This is a genomic window from Streptomyces sp. NPDC005962 (genome assembly GCF_040629205.1).
Classification (GTDB): Bacteria; Actinomycetota; Actinomycetes; order Streptomycetales; family Streptomycetaceae; genus Streptomyces.
The window spans coordinates 1-16,307 of record NZ_JBEXVE010000044.1 but is presented as its reverse complement, the minus strand read 5'-3'; the positions used below and the strand labels follow the sequence as shown (position 1 = coordinate 16,307).

At 69.3% G+C, this 16,307-nt stretch carries 14 protein-coding genes; 9 read left to right on the top strand and 5 right to left on the bottom strand.

What is annotated here, in order from left to right:
- Positions 1 to 58 precede the first annotated feature (58 nt).
- Entirely contained in the window at positions 59 to 421 is a 363-nt protein-coding gene (locus ABZ370_RS41135) for a DUF779 domain-containing protein (RefSeq protein WP_358632723.1), read from the top strand.
- Positions 422 to 509: 88 nt separating this feature from the next.
- Here the strand turns inward: ABZ370_RS41135 and ABZ370_RS41130 are convergent, their stop codons facing one another.
- The 3 genes from ABZ370_RS41130 to ABZ370_RS41120 all read right to left on the bottom strand — a co-directional run bounded on the left by ABZ370_RS41130 (position 510) and on the right by ABZ370_RS41120 (position 4,198).
- Positions 510 to 2,690, bottom strand: coding sequence for an EAL domain-containing protein (locus ABZ370_RS41130; protein ID WP_358632720.1), 2,181 nt, complete (start codon positions 2,688 to 2,690; stop codon positions 510 to 512).
- A 381-nt stretch (positions 2,691 to 3,071) separates the two neighbouring features.
- Positions 3,072 to 3,893 (bottom strand): Hsp20/alpha crystallin family protein, encoded by an 822-nt coding sequence (locus ABZ370_RS41125; RefSeq protein WP_358632717.1) that lies wholly within the window; start codon positions 3,891 to 3,893, stop codon positions 3,072 to 3,074.
- Between the two features lie 41 nt (positions 3,894 to 3,934).
- The gene (locus ABZ370_RS41120) at positions 3,935 to 4,198 is read right to left on the bottom strand and encodes a UBP-type zinc finger domain-containing protein (RefSeq protein WP_358632714.1); all 264 of its coding nucleotides are present in this window, start codon (positions 4,196 to 4,198) and stop codon (positions 3,935 to 3,937) included.
- A gap of 324 nt (positions 4,199 to 4,522) precedes the next feature.
- On the opposite strand from ABZ370_RS41120, the gene ABZ370_RS41115 reads away from it, so the two are divergent.
- A complete protein-coding gene (locus ABZ370_RS41115) occupies positions 4,523 to 6,307 on the top strand; it encodes a helix-turn-helix domain-containing protein (RefSeq protein ID WP_358632712.1) in 1,785 nt (594 codons plus the stop codon).
- Positions 6,308 to 6,340: 33 nt separating this feature from the next.
- Entirely contained in the window at positions 6,341 to 6,985 is a 645-nt protein-coding gene (locus ABZ370_RS41110) for an endonuclease (RefSeq protein ID WP_358632709.1), read from the top strand.
- A gap of 37 nt (positions 6,986 to 7,022) precedes the next feature.
- Here the strand turns inward: ABZ370_RS41110 and ABZ370_RS41105 are convergent, their stop codons facing one another.
- Positions 7,023 to 7,823 (bottom strand): CPBP family intramembrane glutamic endopeptidase, encoded by an 801-nt coding sequence (locus ABZ370_RS41105; protein WP_358632706.1) that lies wholly within the window; start codon positions 7,821 to 7,823, stop codon positions 7,023 to 7,025.
- Positions 7,824 to 7,950: 127 nt separating this feature from the next.
- On the opposite strand from ABZ370_RS41105, the gene ABZ370_RS41100 reads away from it, so the two are divergent.
- Positions 7,951 to 8,115 carry a hypothetical protein gene (locus ABZ370_RS41100; RefSeq protein WP_358632703.1) on the top strand — a complete coding sequence of 55 codons (165 nt, stop codon included), beginning with the start codon at positions 7,951 to 7,953 and terminating at the stop codon, positions 8,113 to 8,115.
- Positions 8,116 to 8,238: 123 nt separating this feature from the next.
- Positions 8,239 to 8,991, top strand: coding sequence for an NADPH-dependent F420 reductase (locus tag ABZ370_RS41095; RefSeq protein WP_358632700.1), 753 nt, complete (start codon positions 8,239 to 8,241; stop codon positions 8,989 to 8,991).
- Positions 8,992 to 9,103: 112 nt separating this feature from the next.
- Here the strand turns inward: ABZ370_RS41095 and ABZ370_RS41090 are convergent, their stop codons facing one another.
- Positions 9,104 to 12,271 carry a BTAD domain-containing putative transcriptional regulator gene (locus ABZ370_RS41090; protein ID WP_358632697.1) on the bottom strand — a complete coding sequence of 1,056 codons (3,168 nt, stop codon included), beginning with the start codon at positions 12,269 to 12,271 and terminating at the stop codon, positions 9,104 to 9,106.
- A 539-nt stretch (positions 12,272 to 12,810) separates the two neighbouring features.
- Between ABZ370_RS41090 and ABZ370_RS41085 the strand changes: the two genes are divergently transcribed.
- The 4 genes from ABZ370_RS41085 to ABZ370_RS41070 form a co-directional block, all read left to right on the top strand.
- Positions 12,811 to 13,689 carry an acyltransferase domain-containing protein gene (locus ABZ370_RS41085; protein ID WP_358632694.1) on the top strand — a complete coding sequence of 293 codons (879 nt, stop codon included), beginning with the start codon at positions 12,811 to 12,813 and terminating at the stop codon, positions 13,687 to 13,689.
- A 3-nt stretch (positions 13,690 to 13,692) separates the two neighbouring features.
- Entirely contained in the window at positions 13,693 to 13,974 is a 282-nt protein-coding gene (locus tag ABZ370_RS41080) for an acyl carrier protein (protein ID WP_358632691.1), read from the top strand.
- An 8-nt stretch (positions 13,975 to 13,982) separates the two neighbouring features.
- Positions 13,983 to 15,953: an asparagine synthase (glutamine-hydrolyzing) gene (gene asnB / locus ABZ370_RS41075; RefSeq protein WP_358632688.1), complete on the top strand. Its 1,971-nt coding sequence runs from the start codon at positions 13,983 to 13,985 to the stop codon at positions 15,951 to 15,953.
- Positions 15,950 to 16,307: polyketide synthase (locus ABZ370_RS41070; RefSeq protein ID WP_358632685.1), on the top strand; the 358-nt coding region annotated here is incomplete at its 3' end. The genes asnB and ABZ370_RS41070, both read left to right, overlap by 4 nt.

Below are 16,307 nucleotides of genomic sequence, written 5' to 3'. Positions count from 1 at the left end.
GGTTGCGGTCTTTTATAGATGGTCGGTCGGGAACCACACTGAAGCCCGGAGGTTTCTTATGCCGGACGTCTCACGCATCGACCTGACCGAGTCCGCGGCCGATCTGATCCGCACGCTGCGGGCGGCGCACGGGCCGCTGATGTTCCATCAGTCGGGCGGCTGCTGCGATGGCAGCGCGCCCATGTGCTTTCCGCTGGGCGAGTTCCGTACGGGCGCGTCCGATGTGCTGCTCGGGGAGCTGGAGGTGAACGGGGTCGAGGAGCCGGTGGGGTTCTGGATGTCCGCGTCGCAGTTCGAGCGGTGGCGCCATACGCATCTGACGGTGGACGTGGTGCCGGGGCGCGGCAGCGGGTTCTCGCTGGAGGCGCCGGAGGGCGTTCGCTTCCTGATCCGCTCCCGGCTGCTGGACGCGTCGGAGTAGGGCGCGCCGGACTTGGACGCGCCGGAGCAGGGCGCGCCGGGATAAGGCGTACGGGCGGGCCGGGGCGACCGGCCCGCCCGTACGGCGCTCAGCTGGCGTCGGCCAGCGCCAGGGTGTGCAGCCGCTCCGGGGGGCCGGGGCGGGCGTAGTACCAGCCCTGGGCGGTGTCGCAGCCCAGCATCCGCAGATGCTCGGCCTGCACCGCCGTCTCGACGCCCTCCACCGTGACCGCCAGGTCGAGCGTGTGGGCCAGCGAGACGATGCCCTCCACGATCTTGACGTCGACGGGGTCGGCCGGGGCGCGCTGCATGCCGCGGGTGAAGGAGCGGTCCAGCTTGAGGGTGCTGACCGGGAGGCGGCGCAGGTACGAGAGGTTGGAGTACCCGGTGCCGAAGTCGTCCAGGGCGATGTCCACGCCCAGGTCGGCGAGTTGCCGCAGCGGCCGCAGGGCGTCCTCGTCGGCACCGATGAGGTCGTTCTCGGTGACCTCCAGGCACAGGGCGCTCGGGCACAGTCCGGCGTTCTCCAGGACCGCCACGGTGTCGGACACCAGCGTGGGGTGGCTCAGCTGGCAGGGCGACAGGTTGACGTTGACCCGCAGCCGCTCGGCGTCGCACTCGGCGGCGTCCTGCCAGTCGCGGGCCTGCCGGGCGGCCTGCTCCAGCACCCAGCGGCCGAGCGGCACGATGAGGCCGGTGTCCTCGGCGAGCGGGATGAACTGGTCGGGGCCGAGCACCCCGTGCACCGGGTGGAGCCAGCGGACCAGCGCCTCGGCGCCGCGTACGGTGCCGTCGGTGAGCCGTACCAGCGGCTGGTACTCGATGAAGAACTCGCCGTTCTCCAGGGCCGACGGCAGCCCGTTGCTGAGGCTGTGACGGGCGATCACCCGGGCGTTGGAGTCGGCGTCGGCGAGTTCGTAGCGGTTGCCGCCCGCGGCCTTGGCCCGGTACATGGTGATGTCGGCGCTGCGCAGCACCTCGGCCCGGCCGATCTCACCGGCCCGCCCGTCGACGACGCCGATGCTGGCCCGTACCCGCAGCTCACGGCCCTCGACCTGGACGGGGTCGGCGAGCGCGGCGAGCATCCGGCGGGCCATCGCGGTGCCGTCCGCCTGCGCGGCGGGCCCGGTGACCAGCGCCAGGAACTCGTCCCCGCCGACCCGGGCGACCAGCTCGTGCGGAGAGGTGACGCAGCCCTGGAGCCGCTCGGCGACGGCCCGCAGCATGCGGTCCCCCGCCACGTGCCCGAGGCTGTCGTTGACGGCCTTGAAGCCGTCGAGGTCCAGGTAGCACACGCCGAAGCGCTGGGCGTCGGCCGCGGCGGCGAGCGCCTGGTCGAGACGTTCCAGGAACAGGGTGCGGTTGGGCAGCCCGGTCAGCTCGTCGTGGGTGGCCTCGTAGCGCAGCCGCTCGCGCAGCAGCCGGTGCTCGGTGATGTCCTCGGCGAGCGCGAGCTGATACTGCGGCGCGCCGCCGGAGTCACGGAGCAGGGTGACGGTGAGGTTGGTCCACAGCACGCTGCCGTCGTCGCGGTAGTGCGGCTTCTCGATGCGGAAGTGGTCGCGTTCGCCCTTCACCAGCTCGCGGTACAGCTCGTGGACGCCCGGCGCGTCGTCGGGGTGGACGAACTCGTTGACGTTGCGGCCGGGGCGGAAGAAGTCGGAGCCGCCGAACATCCTGGCCATCGCGTCGTTGACGACGAGGACTTCGCCGTCGAGCCCGGCGATGCCCACGCCGATCACGGCGCCCTCGAACACGGCCTGGAACTTGGCCTCGCTCGCGTGCAGCGCCTTCTCGGCCTCGACGCGCGCGGTCAGCGCGGCGCGGGAGACTGCCTTGCGCTCGTCGCGTTCGCGCTGGCGCAGCTCCCGGACGAATCCGGCGGCGAGCGCGTGCTGCAGCCGGGCGCAGCGGGCCCGTACGTCCTCGTCGCTCATCGACGGGTCCGGCGGGGCGTAGAGCACCAGGTAGGCGTCGATGATGCCGAGGATCGCGGGCAGCGCCTCGGGCTCGGCGCACTGGGCGCCCACCAGCGCGGCGCCCACCTCGTAGGCGTCGGCGGTGTCGAAGGGGGCGGTGCGCAGGGCCTCGCTCAGCCGGTGGGCGAGCGGCAGCAGATAGCCCTCGAACTCGTCAACGGTCATGGTGGTGTCGGCCATCGGGTGGACGGCGCGGCTCCAGATCGCGGCGAACCGCCGCAGCCTGTCGTTGTCCGCCTCGGCGTCCCCGGCGCCGCCCCGACGTCTCGGCCCGCCCGGTGTGGAAGTCATATCGCACGCCTCGCCGGAGGGACGCCGCCTCGGGGTGGTTCGTCCTCGCCTGTGGTGTCGATGCCCTCCGGCCGCCAGGCAGCTTCCACGTCCTGCACTTCCTTCGCCCTCTTCCGGCTTTCGGGGCCGCCCTCGGGGTCGTCCGCGTCCTCGGGGCAGTGGAGCACGACGAAGAGCGGCAGGGCAACCCGCTGCTGAGGCGAGATTACTGATCAACCGTTGGCTGGGGAAAGGAAAAATGGACATTGGCCGTCCGGATGTACCCGCGGAGGGGGGAGAACCCGGGAGAAGCCGGGCATTGGTCGGCGGCGCCCGGGTGGGGCGCCGCCGTGGAGAGGGTCGGGTTGAACGGGTGGGGTTCGTGGGGTTCAGTGGGTGGGTTCAGCGGTTGCGGCTGCGGAACCCCCAGCCGGATGTGCGGGTCTCCTCGGCCTCTTGGGATTCCTGGGACTCCTGGGTTCCTTGGGCTTCTTGGGAGCCTTGGGTTCCCTGGGCGCCTTGAGATCCTTGAGTTCCCCGGGTCCACTGGGTGTCTTGAGCTCCCTGCGTCCCTTGGGTGCCTTGAGTGCCTTGAGTGCCTTGAGTTCCCTGGGTCCCTTGGGCACCTTGGGCGTCTTGAGCACCCTGCATGCCTCGAGCACCCTGCATCTCCTGGGTCCCTCGGGTCTCGGTGGCCTCGTCCGTCATGCGCGTTCTGCCGGAGTATTCGGCCTGCTCCCGGCTTCCGATCTCCCCGCTCTCGGTGATCTCGACATGACGGGGCTTCACGGCCTCGGCCTTCGGGACGGTGATGGTCAGCACACCGTCGGTCATCCCGGCCTTCACGGCCTCGGTGTTGACCTCGGCGGGCAGCAGCATCCGGTATTCGAAGCGCCCGGTGCGGCGGGTGCTGCGGCGCAGCACGCCCTCGCGCTCGCGTTCCCCGATCTCGCCGGAGACGGTCAGCTCCTGGCCGCTCACCTCCACATCCACATCGGCCCGCCGGACGCCCGGGAGATCCACTTCGATCCGGTAGGCGTCGTCGGCCTCGGTGACGTCGGCGGCGGGCGCCCATGCGCTGAGGGCGGGCGGGGCGGCCCCGACGGTGGATTCGAGGAGTCCGCCCATCTGGCTGAGCAGTTCGTCGAATTCCGCCAGGGGGTTGCGGCTCCAGCCCCGGGGGCGTTCGAGGGGGCCTGCGCCCCGGTGTCGTCGGACGGGCATGCTCATCGTCCTTCACCTCCGTGGTGATGGTTGTCGGCAGGTCAGACCAGGGCCTCGTGGACGTAGCACCACCGCCATTCCTCGCCCGCCTCCAGCGGCTCGACGATGGGATGGCTCGCCACGGCGGCATGGGCGCGGGCGTGCTTGAGCGGCGAGGAATCGCAGCAACCGACATGTCCGCAGGTCAGGCAGAGCCGCAGATGCACCCAGGGCGAGCCCAGGCGCAGGCACTCCTCGCACCCTTGCGGGGTGTGCGGGGCGACCGGGCGCACCATCGACAGATGGGGGTCGGGCTCGATAGCCATGGCGTCACCCTCCTTGCCGTAGCGGGCGGCCGGACGTTCGCGTCACCACCAGTGGACCGCGCGGACCGGACGCGGCCGGACGTGACCGGACGCGGCCGAGTCCGCGTGGCCCGTCATTGGCCGGACCATTGGCGGGACCACTGGCGGGGACCGAGGCCCACGCCGTCAGGGTGACAAGGCGGGACGACGATGCGCCTGCGTCCCCGAGGTCGAAATTACCGCCCTCAATTCGCCCTCTTGCGGTGATTCGCCGGGAAATGGGTACTCCGGTGCGCAGTGACGTGCCGAGGAGGCAGAGCGCCGAGGACGCCCCGGAGTGACCGCATGACCCCAACAGGTGTCGCCGATGAGCTGATGCTGCGCTGTCTGACGATGTTCGACGGCCGGGACGAGACGGAGATCCTGCGCCGGGCGATGGCCCAGGTCAGTACGGTCGGCCCGGGGCGTGCCGAGGCCGGTTACCTGCTGCTCGGCGACGGCTTGGTGCGCTGCCCGGACGACGGCTTCCGGGCCACGGCGGCCCTGGACGCGCAGGTCCGGAAGCTGGCGGGCCGGGACGGGCCGGTGCGCTTCCCCCGGCGGGCCTGGGGGTGGGCCTTCGCCCTGCGCGAGCCGGACGGGCTGAGCATCCCCGATGGCCTGCACGGGCCGGACGGGCCGTGGGAGCCGGAGGACGTCCGGGGGCCGGACGGGCTGCGCGCGCCGGAGGGCGTACGGGCCCCGGACGGAATCCGGGCGCCGGACGGGCTGCGCGGTGCGCTGGTGGTCAGTTCCCGGGACCGGCCCGGCGAGGACGAGCGGTTCTTGCTCTCCCTCCTGGTGCACCAGACCTCCGCGGCGCTGTCCATCGCCGCCGCCCACCGCCGGGAGCGCGCCCAGGCCGCCGAGCTGCGCAGGGCCCGGGGCGAGCGGGAGGCGATCCGGCGGCGGCTGGACCGCGCCCTCTCCGACCTGGGCCAGCTGCGCGAGGTGCACGACGCCCTCGCCCGGGCCGCCGCCCGCGGCGACGGCGAGGCGGGGATCGCCCGCGCGCTGCACCGCGTCACCGGTCTGCCCGCCGCCGTCGAGGACCGGTTCGGCAATCTGCGCACCTGGGCGGGGCCCGGGCGCCCCGATCCGTACCCCAAGCCCGATCCGGCGCAGCGCGAGGAGCTGCTGCGCGACGCCGCCCGCCGGTCCCGTCCGGCCCGGGTGCGGGACCGGCTGGTCGCGGTGGCCGCACCGCGCGGCGAGCTGCTGGGCGCGCTGTGCCTGGTGGACCCCGAGGGCCGGGCGGACGAGCGGGCTGTCCGCGCGCTGGACCACGCCGCGTCCGCGCTCGCCCTGGAGCTGGCGCATCTGCGGGAGCTGGCGGAGCTGGAGCTGCGGCTGCGGCGCGAGCTGGTGGACGATCTGCTCACGGGCGCGGACGACACCAGCGCCTACGCCCGCGCCGAGGCGGTCGGCCACGATCTGCACGGGCCGCACCATGTGGTCGCGGTGCGCTGGGCGGACGGACCGGCGGACGACGGGTTCGTGCGCGCCGTCCGCCGGGCGGCCTCGGGGCTGGGGCTGCGGGTCCTGCCGACCCGCCGCTCCGGTACGGCGGTGCTGGTGACGCGGGGCCGCCCGGCCGAGCGCGCGCTGCACACGGCACTCAGCCGGGAGCTGGGCTCACCGGCCGGGGCGGTAGGCGTCGGCGGCCGCTGCGACACCCCGCATGAGGTACCCCGCTCGTACCAGGAGGCGCTACGCGCGCTGGAGGTCCGGCAGGGCTCGCACAGTGCGTACGGCATCACCTTCTTCGACGATCTGGGCCTGTACCGCATTCTGCGCACCGGAGATGAGCAGCAGGAGGTCGAGCAGTTCGTACGGGAGTGGCTGGGCCCGCTGCTGGACTACGACGCGCTGCACCGGACGGACCTGGTCGAGACCCTGACCGCGTACTTCGACAGCGGCGGCCACTACAGCGAGACGGCCGCGGCCCTGGTCATCCACCGCTCCACGCTGCGCTACCGGCTGCAGCGCATCCGCGAGATCAGCGGCCGCGATCTGACGGACGTGGACAGCAGGCTCAACCTCCAGGTGGCCACCCGCGTCTGGAAGATCTTGCGGAGCGGACCGGAGTGAATCCGTATCTCAGCGAGGAGGTGGGCTTCCGAGATGAGCGGGAACGGGAAGGACAAGAACACGAGCGTGGTGCGCAGTCTGCTGGACCGGCAGGGCACGACGTACGCGGCCGACGCCGGAATCACCCTGCGGAACACCCCCGGCCCCCTCTACCAGCTGCTGGTGCTGGCCCATCTGCTGTCCGCCCGGATCAAGGCGGACATCGCGGTGGCCTCCGCACGCGCGCTCTTCGACGCCGGGATGCGCGATCCTCGGAAGATGGCCGACGCCACCTGGCAGCAGCGGGTCGACGCGCTCGGCGAGGGCGGCTACCGCCGCTATGACGAGCGGACCGCGACCCAGCTCGGCGACGCGGCCGAGCTGGTGCTGCGCGAGTACCAGGGCGATCTGCGGCGGCTGCGCGACGCCGGGGACCCGCGGAAGCTGCTGCGGGAGATCACCGGCATCGGACCGGCCGGGGTCGACATCTTCCTGCGGGAGGCGCAGGGCGTGTGGCCGGAGTGCGCCCCGTACTTCGGCCGCAAGGCGCTGGAGGGCGCCGAGCGCGTCGGCCTGCCGACGAGCGCCGCGTCCCTGGAGAAGCTGGTGTCCGGCGAGGACCTCCCCCGGCTCGCCGCGGCCCTGGTCCGGGTGGCGCTCCACAGCGACGCCGCCCAGGAGGTGCGGGCCGCCGCGTAACGTCCCGTCGGCCCGGTGTGCCATCCGAGGACGAGGTTCAGAGCGCACCCGCGCCGGGGGCTTCCTCGGGGCGCTCATCAGGACTCCCGGCGGCGGCGCCGTCCACGTCCGTGGCGCCTGCGGTGCCGTACCGCCGCAGCAGCCACACCCCGAACGCCACGTAGAAGACGTACACGGTCGCCTCCCACCAGTCCGGGGCCGAACCCGGCGAGCGGATCTGGAAGAAATCGTCAAAGGCATGGACCAGGGCCAGAGGCCAGACCGAACCGATCGCGTAGCGCAGCCCGGCGCAGACGAAGCCGAAGAGCCCGGCGGACAGCATCTGCCACAGCGTGTCGTCCAACGAGGCGCCGAAGAACAGGTAGTTCTGGATATGGCCGAGGCCGAACAGCACGCCGACGGCGACCGCCGCGCGCATCGCCCCGAGCGGTCCGAGCGCCTGCTGCACCAGGCCCCGGCTGTAGGCCTCCTCGTTGATGCCCACCCACAGCAGCGACACCAGCGAGCTGACGATCACGCTCGCGCTGCCGTCGACACCCCCGACGGCGTAGGAACACGCGACGAGCAGCATCGGCAGGCCCAGCCACCAGCGCCGCCCCCGGCCGGGCGTCGCGACGCCCGACGCACGCAGCCACTTCCACCGCCACAGCACGCACCAGACGGCCGCGAAGCAGACCGCGTTGACCACGGTGGCGCCCAGGTCGGGAAACCAGGACGGAGCCAGCGGAGGCAGGATCACCTCGGCGAACAACACCAGCACCACATGCCAGGCGAGCGTCAACTCGACGGCGCCCCAGAGCGGATGGCGCGTGACATGGCCTTTCCACCGGCTCCCCACGGTCCGAGGATAGCCGCGGCACCCGCGAAACCGGCCGACTCGGACATGCCATCGGCTCATCGCCCGTCCGGATGAAGTCCGCGCCGCTGGGGGTCGTTCGCGGTGCGCACCGCGCCATGCTGCGGGGATGCCCGACGACCCGCACTGCTCGAAGTGCTGCCCCGTGAAGCCGCCGGAGCCGCCCGACCCGGTGGTGTGGCCGTGGGGCGTGTTCCTGTGGCTGGCCGTCGCCGCCGTGGTGATGGTGGGCGGCTGGGGGCTGATCATGTGGGCGTTCGGCGCCTGGTCGTGACGCCCCACGGCCCCGCCCGACGCCCCGGCCCGGCGCCGGGGCGAACTCATGACTCCCCCAGGGCGATTTGAGGTTCTGTTAGCCTCGCAGCGGACCGTGGATCATGGTGTGGGGAGGCCTGTTATGGCAACACTTGGCATCATCGGCAGCGGCAACATCGGCACCGCGATAGCCCGCCTCGCGGTGGCAGCGGGTATGGATGTTGTCCTGGCCAATTCCCGGGGGCCCGAGAGCCTGGCCGGGAAAGTCGCAGAACTCGGCGAGCGTGTTCGGGCCGCGACGCCGCAGGAGGCGGCCCGGGCGGGTGACTGGGTGGTGGTGTCCATTCCTTTGGACCGTTACCGGGAACTTCCGGCCGCGGAGCTGGCCGGCAAGACCGTGCTCGACACCATCAACTACTACCCGATCCGGGATGGGCGGATCGAGGTGCTCGACGCGGAGGAGACCACCACGACAGAGCTGGTCCAGGGGCACCTGACCGGAGCGAAGCTCGTCAAGGCGTTCAACAACATCTCGGCCTTCCACATCGCGTCGCTCGCCCGTCCCGCGGGCGCCGCCGACCGCACCGCCCTGCCGATCGCCGGCAACGACCCCGAGGCGAACGTGGCAGCCGCCGCCCTCATCGACAAGCTGGGCTTCGACACCGTCGATGCCGGCAGCCTGGCCGAGACCTGGCGCTTCGAGCCGGAGACCCCCGCGTACGCGGTGGCCTATTGCGCGCACCCCGAGGCCATGAGGGCTTTCCTGGCCGACCTGCCCAACGCGGGCCCGACGCCGTCCCCGCCCGACGATCCGGGCGCCCCGCTGCCCGCGGGCAAGCTGCGCACCCTGTTGGCCGACGCGCACCGCCCGCCTGTCGCCGACCGCGTCATGTGACCTCTGACCCGCAGCAGTGCGCGCCAAGAGGTAAGCCCTCCACAGGGCGCCCCGGGTCCCTGTGGAGGGCTTTACCGCTGATCCGCTCGCGGGCGGACACGGCCTTCGGCGCCTACCGTTGCCGCATCGTCTCCGCTCCGTTGTGGCCCAGGAGCTTGTGGAGCAGCCGGGTGGCGGGCAGAGCACTGTTGAGATAGACGCGGTCCTTGCGGCGTTCGATCGTCCGGGCCATTTTCCGGAGGGTGGCCGTCGCCTCCTCCTGCTGCCCGGCGTGGTACTGGGCCTGGCCGAGGAGGCCCAGATGAAGCGGGAGCCAGAAGCGCGTTCTGGACCGGCGTAGTTCGGCCAGAGACTTGAGCATCAGCGGGACGCCTTCGTTCTCGTGGCCGGAGTGGGCCAGGGCCCATCCCTGCGGAACTCCCAGCATCGCCTGCCAGTGGGGCAGCCTGTGCTTGCCCGCCAACCGGCTTCCTTCGGCGCCGGATGCCTGCGCCGTGGCCACGTCGCCTTCCAGGGCCGCCACCACCGCGTCCACATACAGGGCGAACGCCCGGTCGTGAGAGCCCATGCCGCTCTCGGTCATACGCAGCAGTTCCAGACGGCGCTCGGTGGCGCCGGCCCGGTCGCCCAGGAGCCAGCGAGGGAACGTCTCATGGCAACGGAGCGTGATACGCGGATCGTTCCGGGGCCTCCATTCCCATTTCTCACTCTCCCGGGCGACCAGGTCCGCTGCCTCGATGCCACGCTCCAATGTCGTGAGCGCTTCGGGCAGTCGGCCGCTCACGAACAGCACGAGCCCCTCGCCGTACGCCGTGCCGAGCATGGCCGTGGGGTGCCGGGTCCGGGCGGCCAGAATCCTGAGCAGCCCCGAGAACTGCAGGGATTCCCGGTAGCGGCCGGTGGTCAAATGTGTCATGCACATGGATATGAGCATGGCCGGGTCCTTCGACCATTGGGCTGTCGCGCGGGGAGCGCGGCCCCGGCGGAGTGCCACTTCCGCCTCGGCGTCACCGTAGCCGCGGACGACGCCCAGCAACCGCCCGAGCTGAAGGTACAGCCGTCGCTCCAGGCTCTGGGCCGCAATGTCATGAGGCGTCAGGAAGCTCACCACATGCGCGGCGCGGCGCAGCCAGACTTCCATCTGTTCGTACGCCCTGCGCCGTTCGGCCTGATCGATCGCACGCACCAGCAGGGGGAGCGCCCACCGGGACGGAACCGCGTCTCTGCCGTGCCAGACGTGATGGGCGACCCGCTCGATCCCTTCGTCCTCCTGGGCCTCCGCCCAGTGGTGCGACCGGGCGCTCAGTTCTCGCGCGGCCTTCGCGTGCACCTTGCTGCGCTCGTCGTGCGACATCTCGCCGACGAGCGTCTCCTGGACCAGGGCGTGGGTGAAATGAAGCCGTCCCGGGTTGAGCGGGTCCTCACGCAGCAGATCGAGTCCGACCGCCGTCTCCAGCGCCTCGGTCATCTGCTCGTTCTCGGGCGTGGTCTGGTACAGCAGGTCGATGTCGACCTCCGCACCGATGACGGCGCACAGCCGTAGCGCCCGCAGAACAGTCTCCGGCAGCGCGGACAACTGCTGGTTCATCACCTCGCGTACGCCTGACGGGACTTTGGAGAGGAGGATGCCGGTGGTGCGGGCGTCGTGGGGTTTCCGGAGGAGGGAGAGGAATTGCAGGACGAAGTACGGGTTGCCCCCGCTGCGCTGGTGCAGTAGGCGGATGGTTTCCGCGTCCACCGTGGATTCGGCCTGTGCCTCCGCGAGTGCCCCGATGGCGTCGAGGGGGAGCCCGCCGAGCTTCACCGTCTCGGCCCTGGGACTTCTGAGGATCTCGGTCAGTATCCGGCCCACCGGGTCATCGGACGCGGTTCCCCAGTTCCGTGCGGTCATCACGATGCTGAGCGGGTAGCCCTGGCAGCGGGCGCAGAGCAGCCTGAGCAGGTCGAGCGAGGCGGCGTCGGCCCAGTGCAGGTCCTCGACGAACAGCACTATCGGATGCTGCACGGCCAGCGTGAGCAGCACCTCGCCGACCGCGTCATACGTACGGAACCTGGCCTGGGCCCAATCGGCCTCGGAGACGGCTTCGGGTCCGGCCGGCTGTCCGGGCAGCAGCGGGGCGAGCTGCGCGCTGAAGGGTGCCGACGCGGAGAGGAAGCTGTCCGGCCGGGTGGCCGACAGCCGGCGGAGAATCTGCGTCCACATCCAGTAGGGCGAGACTCCTTCAAAGGGCAGGCACTGGCTGGTGATCACTTCCGGCGACTCGCCCTTGCCCTCGATCCGGGCGCCGAGCTCCATCAGCAGACGTGTCTTGCCGATGCCGGCGGGGCCGATGACCGAGGCGATGTGCCCGCGCCCGGCGCCCGCGCCCGACACCGCGTTCATCAGGCGATGCAGCTCCTGCTCCCGGCCGATGAAGGGCAACGGGGCGAGGGGTACGGGAGGGTACGGCTCGGCTGCCGGGGTCGTCACCGTCCCGTCGGGCCGGTCGGGCCGGTCGGATCTGTCGGGCCTGTCGGGACGGTCGGACGGCTCGTCGGCGGGTCCGCCGACGCCGGGCTCCTGGCGAAGGATGGCGGTGTGGACGCGCTGGAGTTCGACGGCCGCGTCCACACCGAACTCCTGGACGAGATGGCTGCGGGTTCGCTCGTACAGCTCCAGCGCCTCGCCCTGTCTCCCCAGTCGGGCCAGAGCTGTCATCAGGTGGCCGACGAGACGTTCGCGTGTCGGGTGCCGGCGCACTTCCGCGCTCAGCGCGACCATCACCTCATCGGCCGCTCCGATGGCGAGTCCGGCCTCGGCGTGGAACTCCATCGCGGTGAGCCGGGATTGTTCCAGCCGAGTGCGCTCGTCGGCGAGCGGCTGATGGGCGGCGAACTCGGTGTAAGGGGAGCCGCGCCACAGTTCCAGCGCTTCGCCGAGCCGGGCATGTGCGGCGCCAGGCTCCCTCTCGTGCAGTAACTTCCGCCCCTTACGCACCAGTTGCTCGAAGCGGTGGACGTCGACATTCTCGGGGCGCAGATGGAGCGCGTACCCCGGCGCCCGGTAGCGCAGTACGGAGGGTTTGCCCTGTCCCGTCTCCAGGTCGAGCGCGCGGCGCAAATGGGAGATGTGGCTCTGGAGCGTGGCAACTGCCTGGCGAGGCGGTTTATCTCCCCATAACTCCTGAATGAGCATCTCGGTGGGGACCACTCTGCCCAGACGCACAAGCAGCAGACAGAGCAACGCTCGCCTGCGCGGGGGGCCGAGAGGGAGGTCGCGTCCGTCGTGCTGAGCGGACATCGGGCCCAGGACGCTCAGCAGCGGTCCCGGTAAGCCGGCTTGCCCTGTGTGCCCTGAAAGGAGCAGTGGGCTCGACGTCTGAGCTTCGGGCATGTCGAATCCCAATCGTTCACGCGTTTGCGACTGCAATGCCTGATCGTACAGAGAGTGATAAATATAACACAGAAAGTAATATTAACATAGCGGATTGCCATCAGCAATCCGTCGACAGCCGCGTCACGGGGGTCACCGCAGGCGGCAGGAAAGGATTCGGCAAGGGGTCGTCAGCGTTCGGACCAGCCTGTCGCAAGGGTGGCGGCGCACGATGTTCCGGAACCGGTGCGTCGGGCGGATCGGCGAGCTACGGCGCGGTGGGGCGGTGGCGCGGCCGACGGGCTTCGGTGCGGTCAGGCAGACACATCGGGCCACGTCAGATGAATATTCGGTAAATGGGAGGCCATGTGTGCGGACAGACCCCCCGCCCCTGCGGGTGCGCCGAAGGGTGGCCCCCCGAGTGTCGTCCGGGTAGTCGAAGCCGGATATCGACCTGAGAGGCGTCAATGCCATTCGCGATTCTCTTTCCCGGTCAGGGAGCACAGTTCCGGGGAATGGGCACGGATCTGTTCGACTGCTATCCCGGGCTGACCCGGTGGGCCTGCGACCTTCTGGGGTATGACCTGGTTGAGCGGTGTCGTGACGATCCGGGCGGATTGCTCTCGCAAACCGAACATACACAGGTTGCCCTTTATGTCGTCAATGCGATGCATGCGTTCGAGCGCGAGCGCCGCGAGGACCGGCCTGCCGATTACTACCTCGGGCACAGCCTTGGCGAATACAACGCCCTCCTCGCCGCCGGGGCCTTCGACTTCGAGACGGGCCTCAGGCTGGTCGAGAAGCGGGGGAAGCTGATGGCCGCAGCGTCCGGTGGCGGAATGACGGCGGTCATGGGCCTGTCGGCATCCCATCTCCTCGCCGCCTTCGAACAGGACGGCGTGGAAGGTATCGATCTGGCAGGTTTCAACACCGACTCACAACTCGTCATCGCCGGTACCGCGGACACGCTTCACGCCGCCCACGAGTCGCTCAAGGCAAGGGGTATTCGCTTCGCGCCCCTGCGAGTCAGTGGGCCGTTCCATTCGCGCTACATGGAGTCGGCGCGTACCGAGTTCGAGGATTTTCTCCTCGGATTCACGTTCTCGGAACCGAGGACGCCGGTGATAGCCAATGTCACCGGGCTGCCCTATGAACGGGGCACGATCGCAAAGATACTGAGCGAGCAACTTGTCAAGCCGGTGCGATGGGTGGACAGCGTGCACCATCTACTCGCCCTGGATTCCTCTCTAGAATGCGAGGAAATGGGCGGTCGCTCTCTGCTCCGCATGGTGGACAGAATTCGGGATTCTGTCGCCACGCCCCTTCAAAGCGAAAGCATGGTCTGAGACATGGGCAGGACAGAGACAATCCGGCAGTTCATCGAAGAGCAGTTTCTCGTCGAGTTCGGTGGCGAATTGACTGACGAGACGGATCTCTTCAAGGCGGGGGTCATCGACTCGTTCGGCTATATTCAGATGCTGGCGTTTCTCAGGGAAGAATTTTCACTTCAGATATCGGACGAAGATGTCCTGCTGGATGTCTTTGTCTCACTCGCTGCGATCGATTCCTTCGTGGAGAAGAAATCTGGCAGGAGCGATGCTCTGCGGGGAGGTTCGGCATGTGCGGAATAGCTGGATTCGTGTCGCCCGGACTCGACGCCGGTGCCGTGCCCGAAGTGATGACGGCAATGTTGTCCCGCATCCGGCACCGAGGGCCGGACGAGGCGGGCTACTACCTCGACGACGGCGTCGCGATGGGATCGGTGCGGCTGTCGATCATTGATCTTTCGTCGGGCCAGCAGCCGATGGCGGATGCTACAGAACGCTACTGGATCGCGTTCAACGGTGAGCTGTACAACCACGTCGAACTCCGCGCGGAGCTGCAACGGCTTGGCAGGCGGTTCCGCACGCACTCGGACACCGAGGTGGTCCTTCAGTCGTGGATTCAGTGGGGCCCCGAGTGCCTCACGCGTTTCAACGGCGCTTTCGCGATAGCGATCCGGGACGCGGTCTCGGGCGAACTCCATCTCGCGCGTGACCGGTTCGGGAAGCGCCCGCTCTTCTATGCCGACCGCGGAGAGGACTTCCTCTTCGCGTCGGAGATGAAGGCGTTCCAGGCGTTCCCGGGCTTCCGCTTCGAGCTGGACCCCCGTGAGCTGGCGTCGGTCTTCGCGGTATGGACGCCGCTGCCGGACGGTACGCCGTTCGCGGACATCCGCCAGCTCCCCATGGGCAGTTTCCTCACCCTGCGCGGTGGGCGTTCCAGGATTCGCACCTACGACGAGCTCCGTCTCGACGTGGAGCCGTTCACCGGATCGGAGGCCGACGCGGTCGCTCACGTACGCGAGGTGCTGCGAGAGAGCGTCGAGATGCGGTTGCGGAGCGATGTGGAGGTCGGCGTCTATCTGAGCGGCGGCCTCGACTCGTCCATCGTGACGAAACTCGCGACGGATCTTTCACGCAGTGAGGTACGCACCTTCTCGGTCGAGTTCGAGGACAAAACCTTCGACGAATCGAGTAGTCAGCAAGTGGTCGCCGCGCATCTCGGGACCCGGCACTCGTCCATCGCGGTGTCGAGCGCCGATATCGCGGAGAATTTCCTGTCGGCGGTCTATCACGCCGAAGTGCCCGCGTTCCGCACCGCGTTCGTCCCGATGTACCTCCTGTCGCGCCGTGTGCGCGAAGCCGGGATCAAGACGATCCTGAGTGGTGAGGGAGCCGACGAGGCGTTTCTCGGGTACTCGCTCTTCCGTGAGACACTCCTGCGCGCTTCCTGGAGCGAACTCTCCGACGAAGAGAGGCGAACGAAGACGGGAAGTCTCCATCCGGAGCTGGACCATTTCGGCCCCGCGCACTGGGCGCACTTGGCGGGGCTCTTCCAGCAGTTCTCCGTCGAGCAGCTTCCAGGACTCTTCTCGCATGAACTCCGTTACCAGAATGGGAAATTCGCCGCACGCCTGCTGAAAGAGCGCGCCGAACCGTTCGCGGACATGCTCGGGCTGGTTCGTGACACATCTGGCTACGCGGGGCTCACCCCGACCCAGAAAGCCCAATGGATCGAGTACAAGACACTCCTGCCCGGCTATCTGCTCTCGACTCAGGGGGAGCGTATGGGCCTTGCGCACGGCGTCGAGAACCGCTGCCCGTTCCTCGACCCGGCCGTCGTGCGTGCGGCTGCTTCCGTCAATCTGAGGTTCGACGACGGATTCGTCGAGAAGGCCATACTTAAAAACGCGTTCCGTGATGAGCTGCCGGAGATAAGCATCACGCGGCCGAAGCAGCCGTATCGGGCCCCGGGAAGTGCCGTATTCAAGGAGCAGCGACCGGATTATCTGGAGCTGGTGCTCTCCGATGCGGAGCTGGAAAAGGTCGACTGCATCGACAAGAATTTCGCCAGGAAGCTGGTCGGCAAGATCATGAAGACCCCGACTGCGGAGATCAGCACCAAAGAGGACCAGGCGTTTATTTATCTGCTTTCGACGGCCGTCCTCAACCGTCAGTTCGTCATGGGCGAGGAGAACTACATGGGTGCCCCGTCGGAAGCCGGGCTGAAGCTGCGAACGACTGCCGACCGCCGGCAGTCCCTGTCCTCCATGGGAGCGAAGCGATGAACGCGGCCGGGTCGGAGCACACCGCGGACGACGTCGCGATCATCGGCCTGTCGCTGCGGTTCCCTGGCTCCAACACCCTTGAGGAACTCTGCCGGCACCTTGTCGCAGGACGGTCGCTGATCTCCGAGGTGCCCCCGGAACGCTGGTCGAAAGAACGCTGGTTCGGAGATCCGAGGCGCGGTGCGGAGAAGACGAACAGCGTCTGGGGCGGCTTCATAGAGGACGCCGACCGCTTCGACGCCTCGTTCTTCAAGATCTCTCCGCGCGAGGCGGAGAGCATGGACCCGCAGCAGCGATTCGCACTTGAGCTGACCTGGCGGGCGATGGAGGACGCGGGGTATCCCCCGTCCTCCA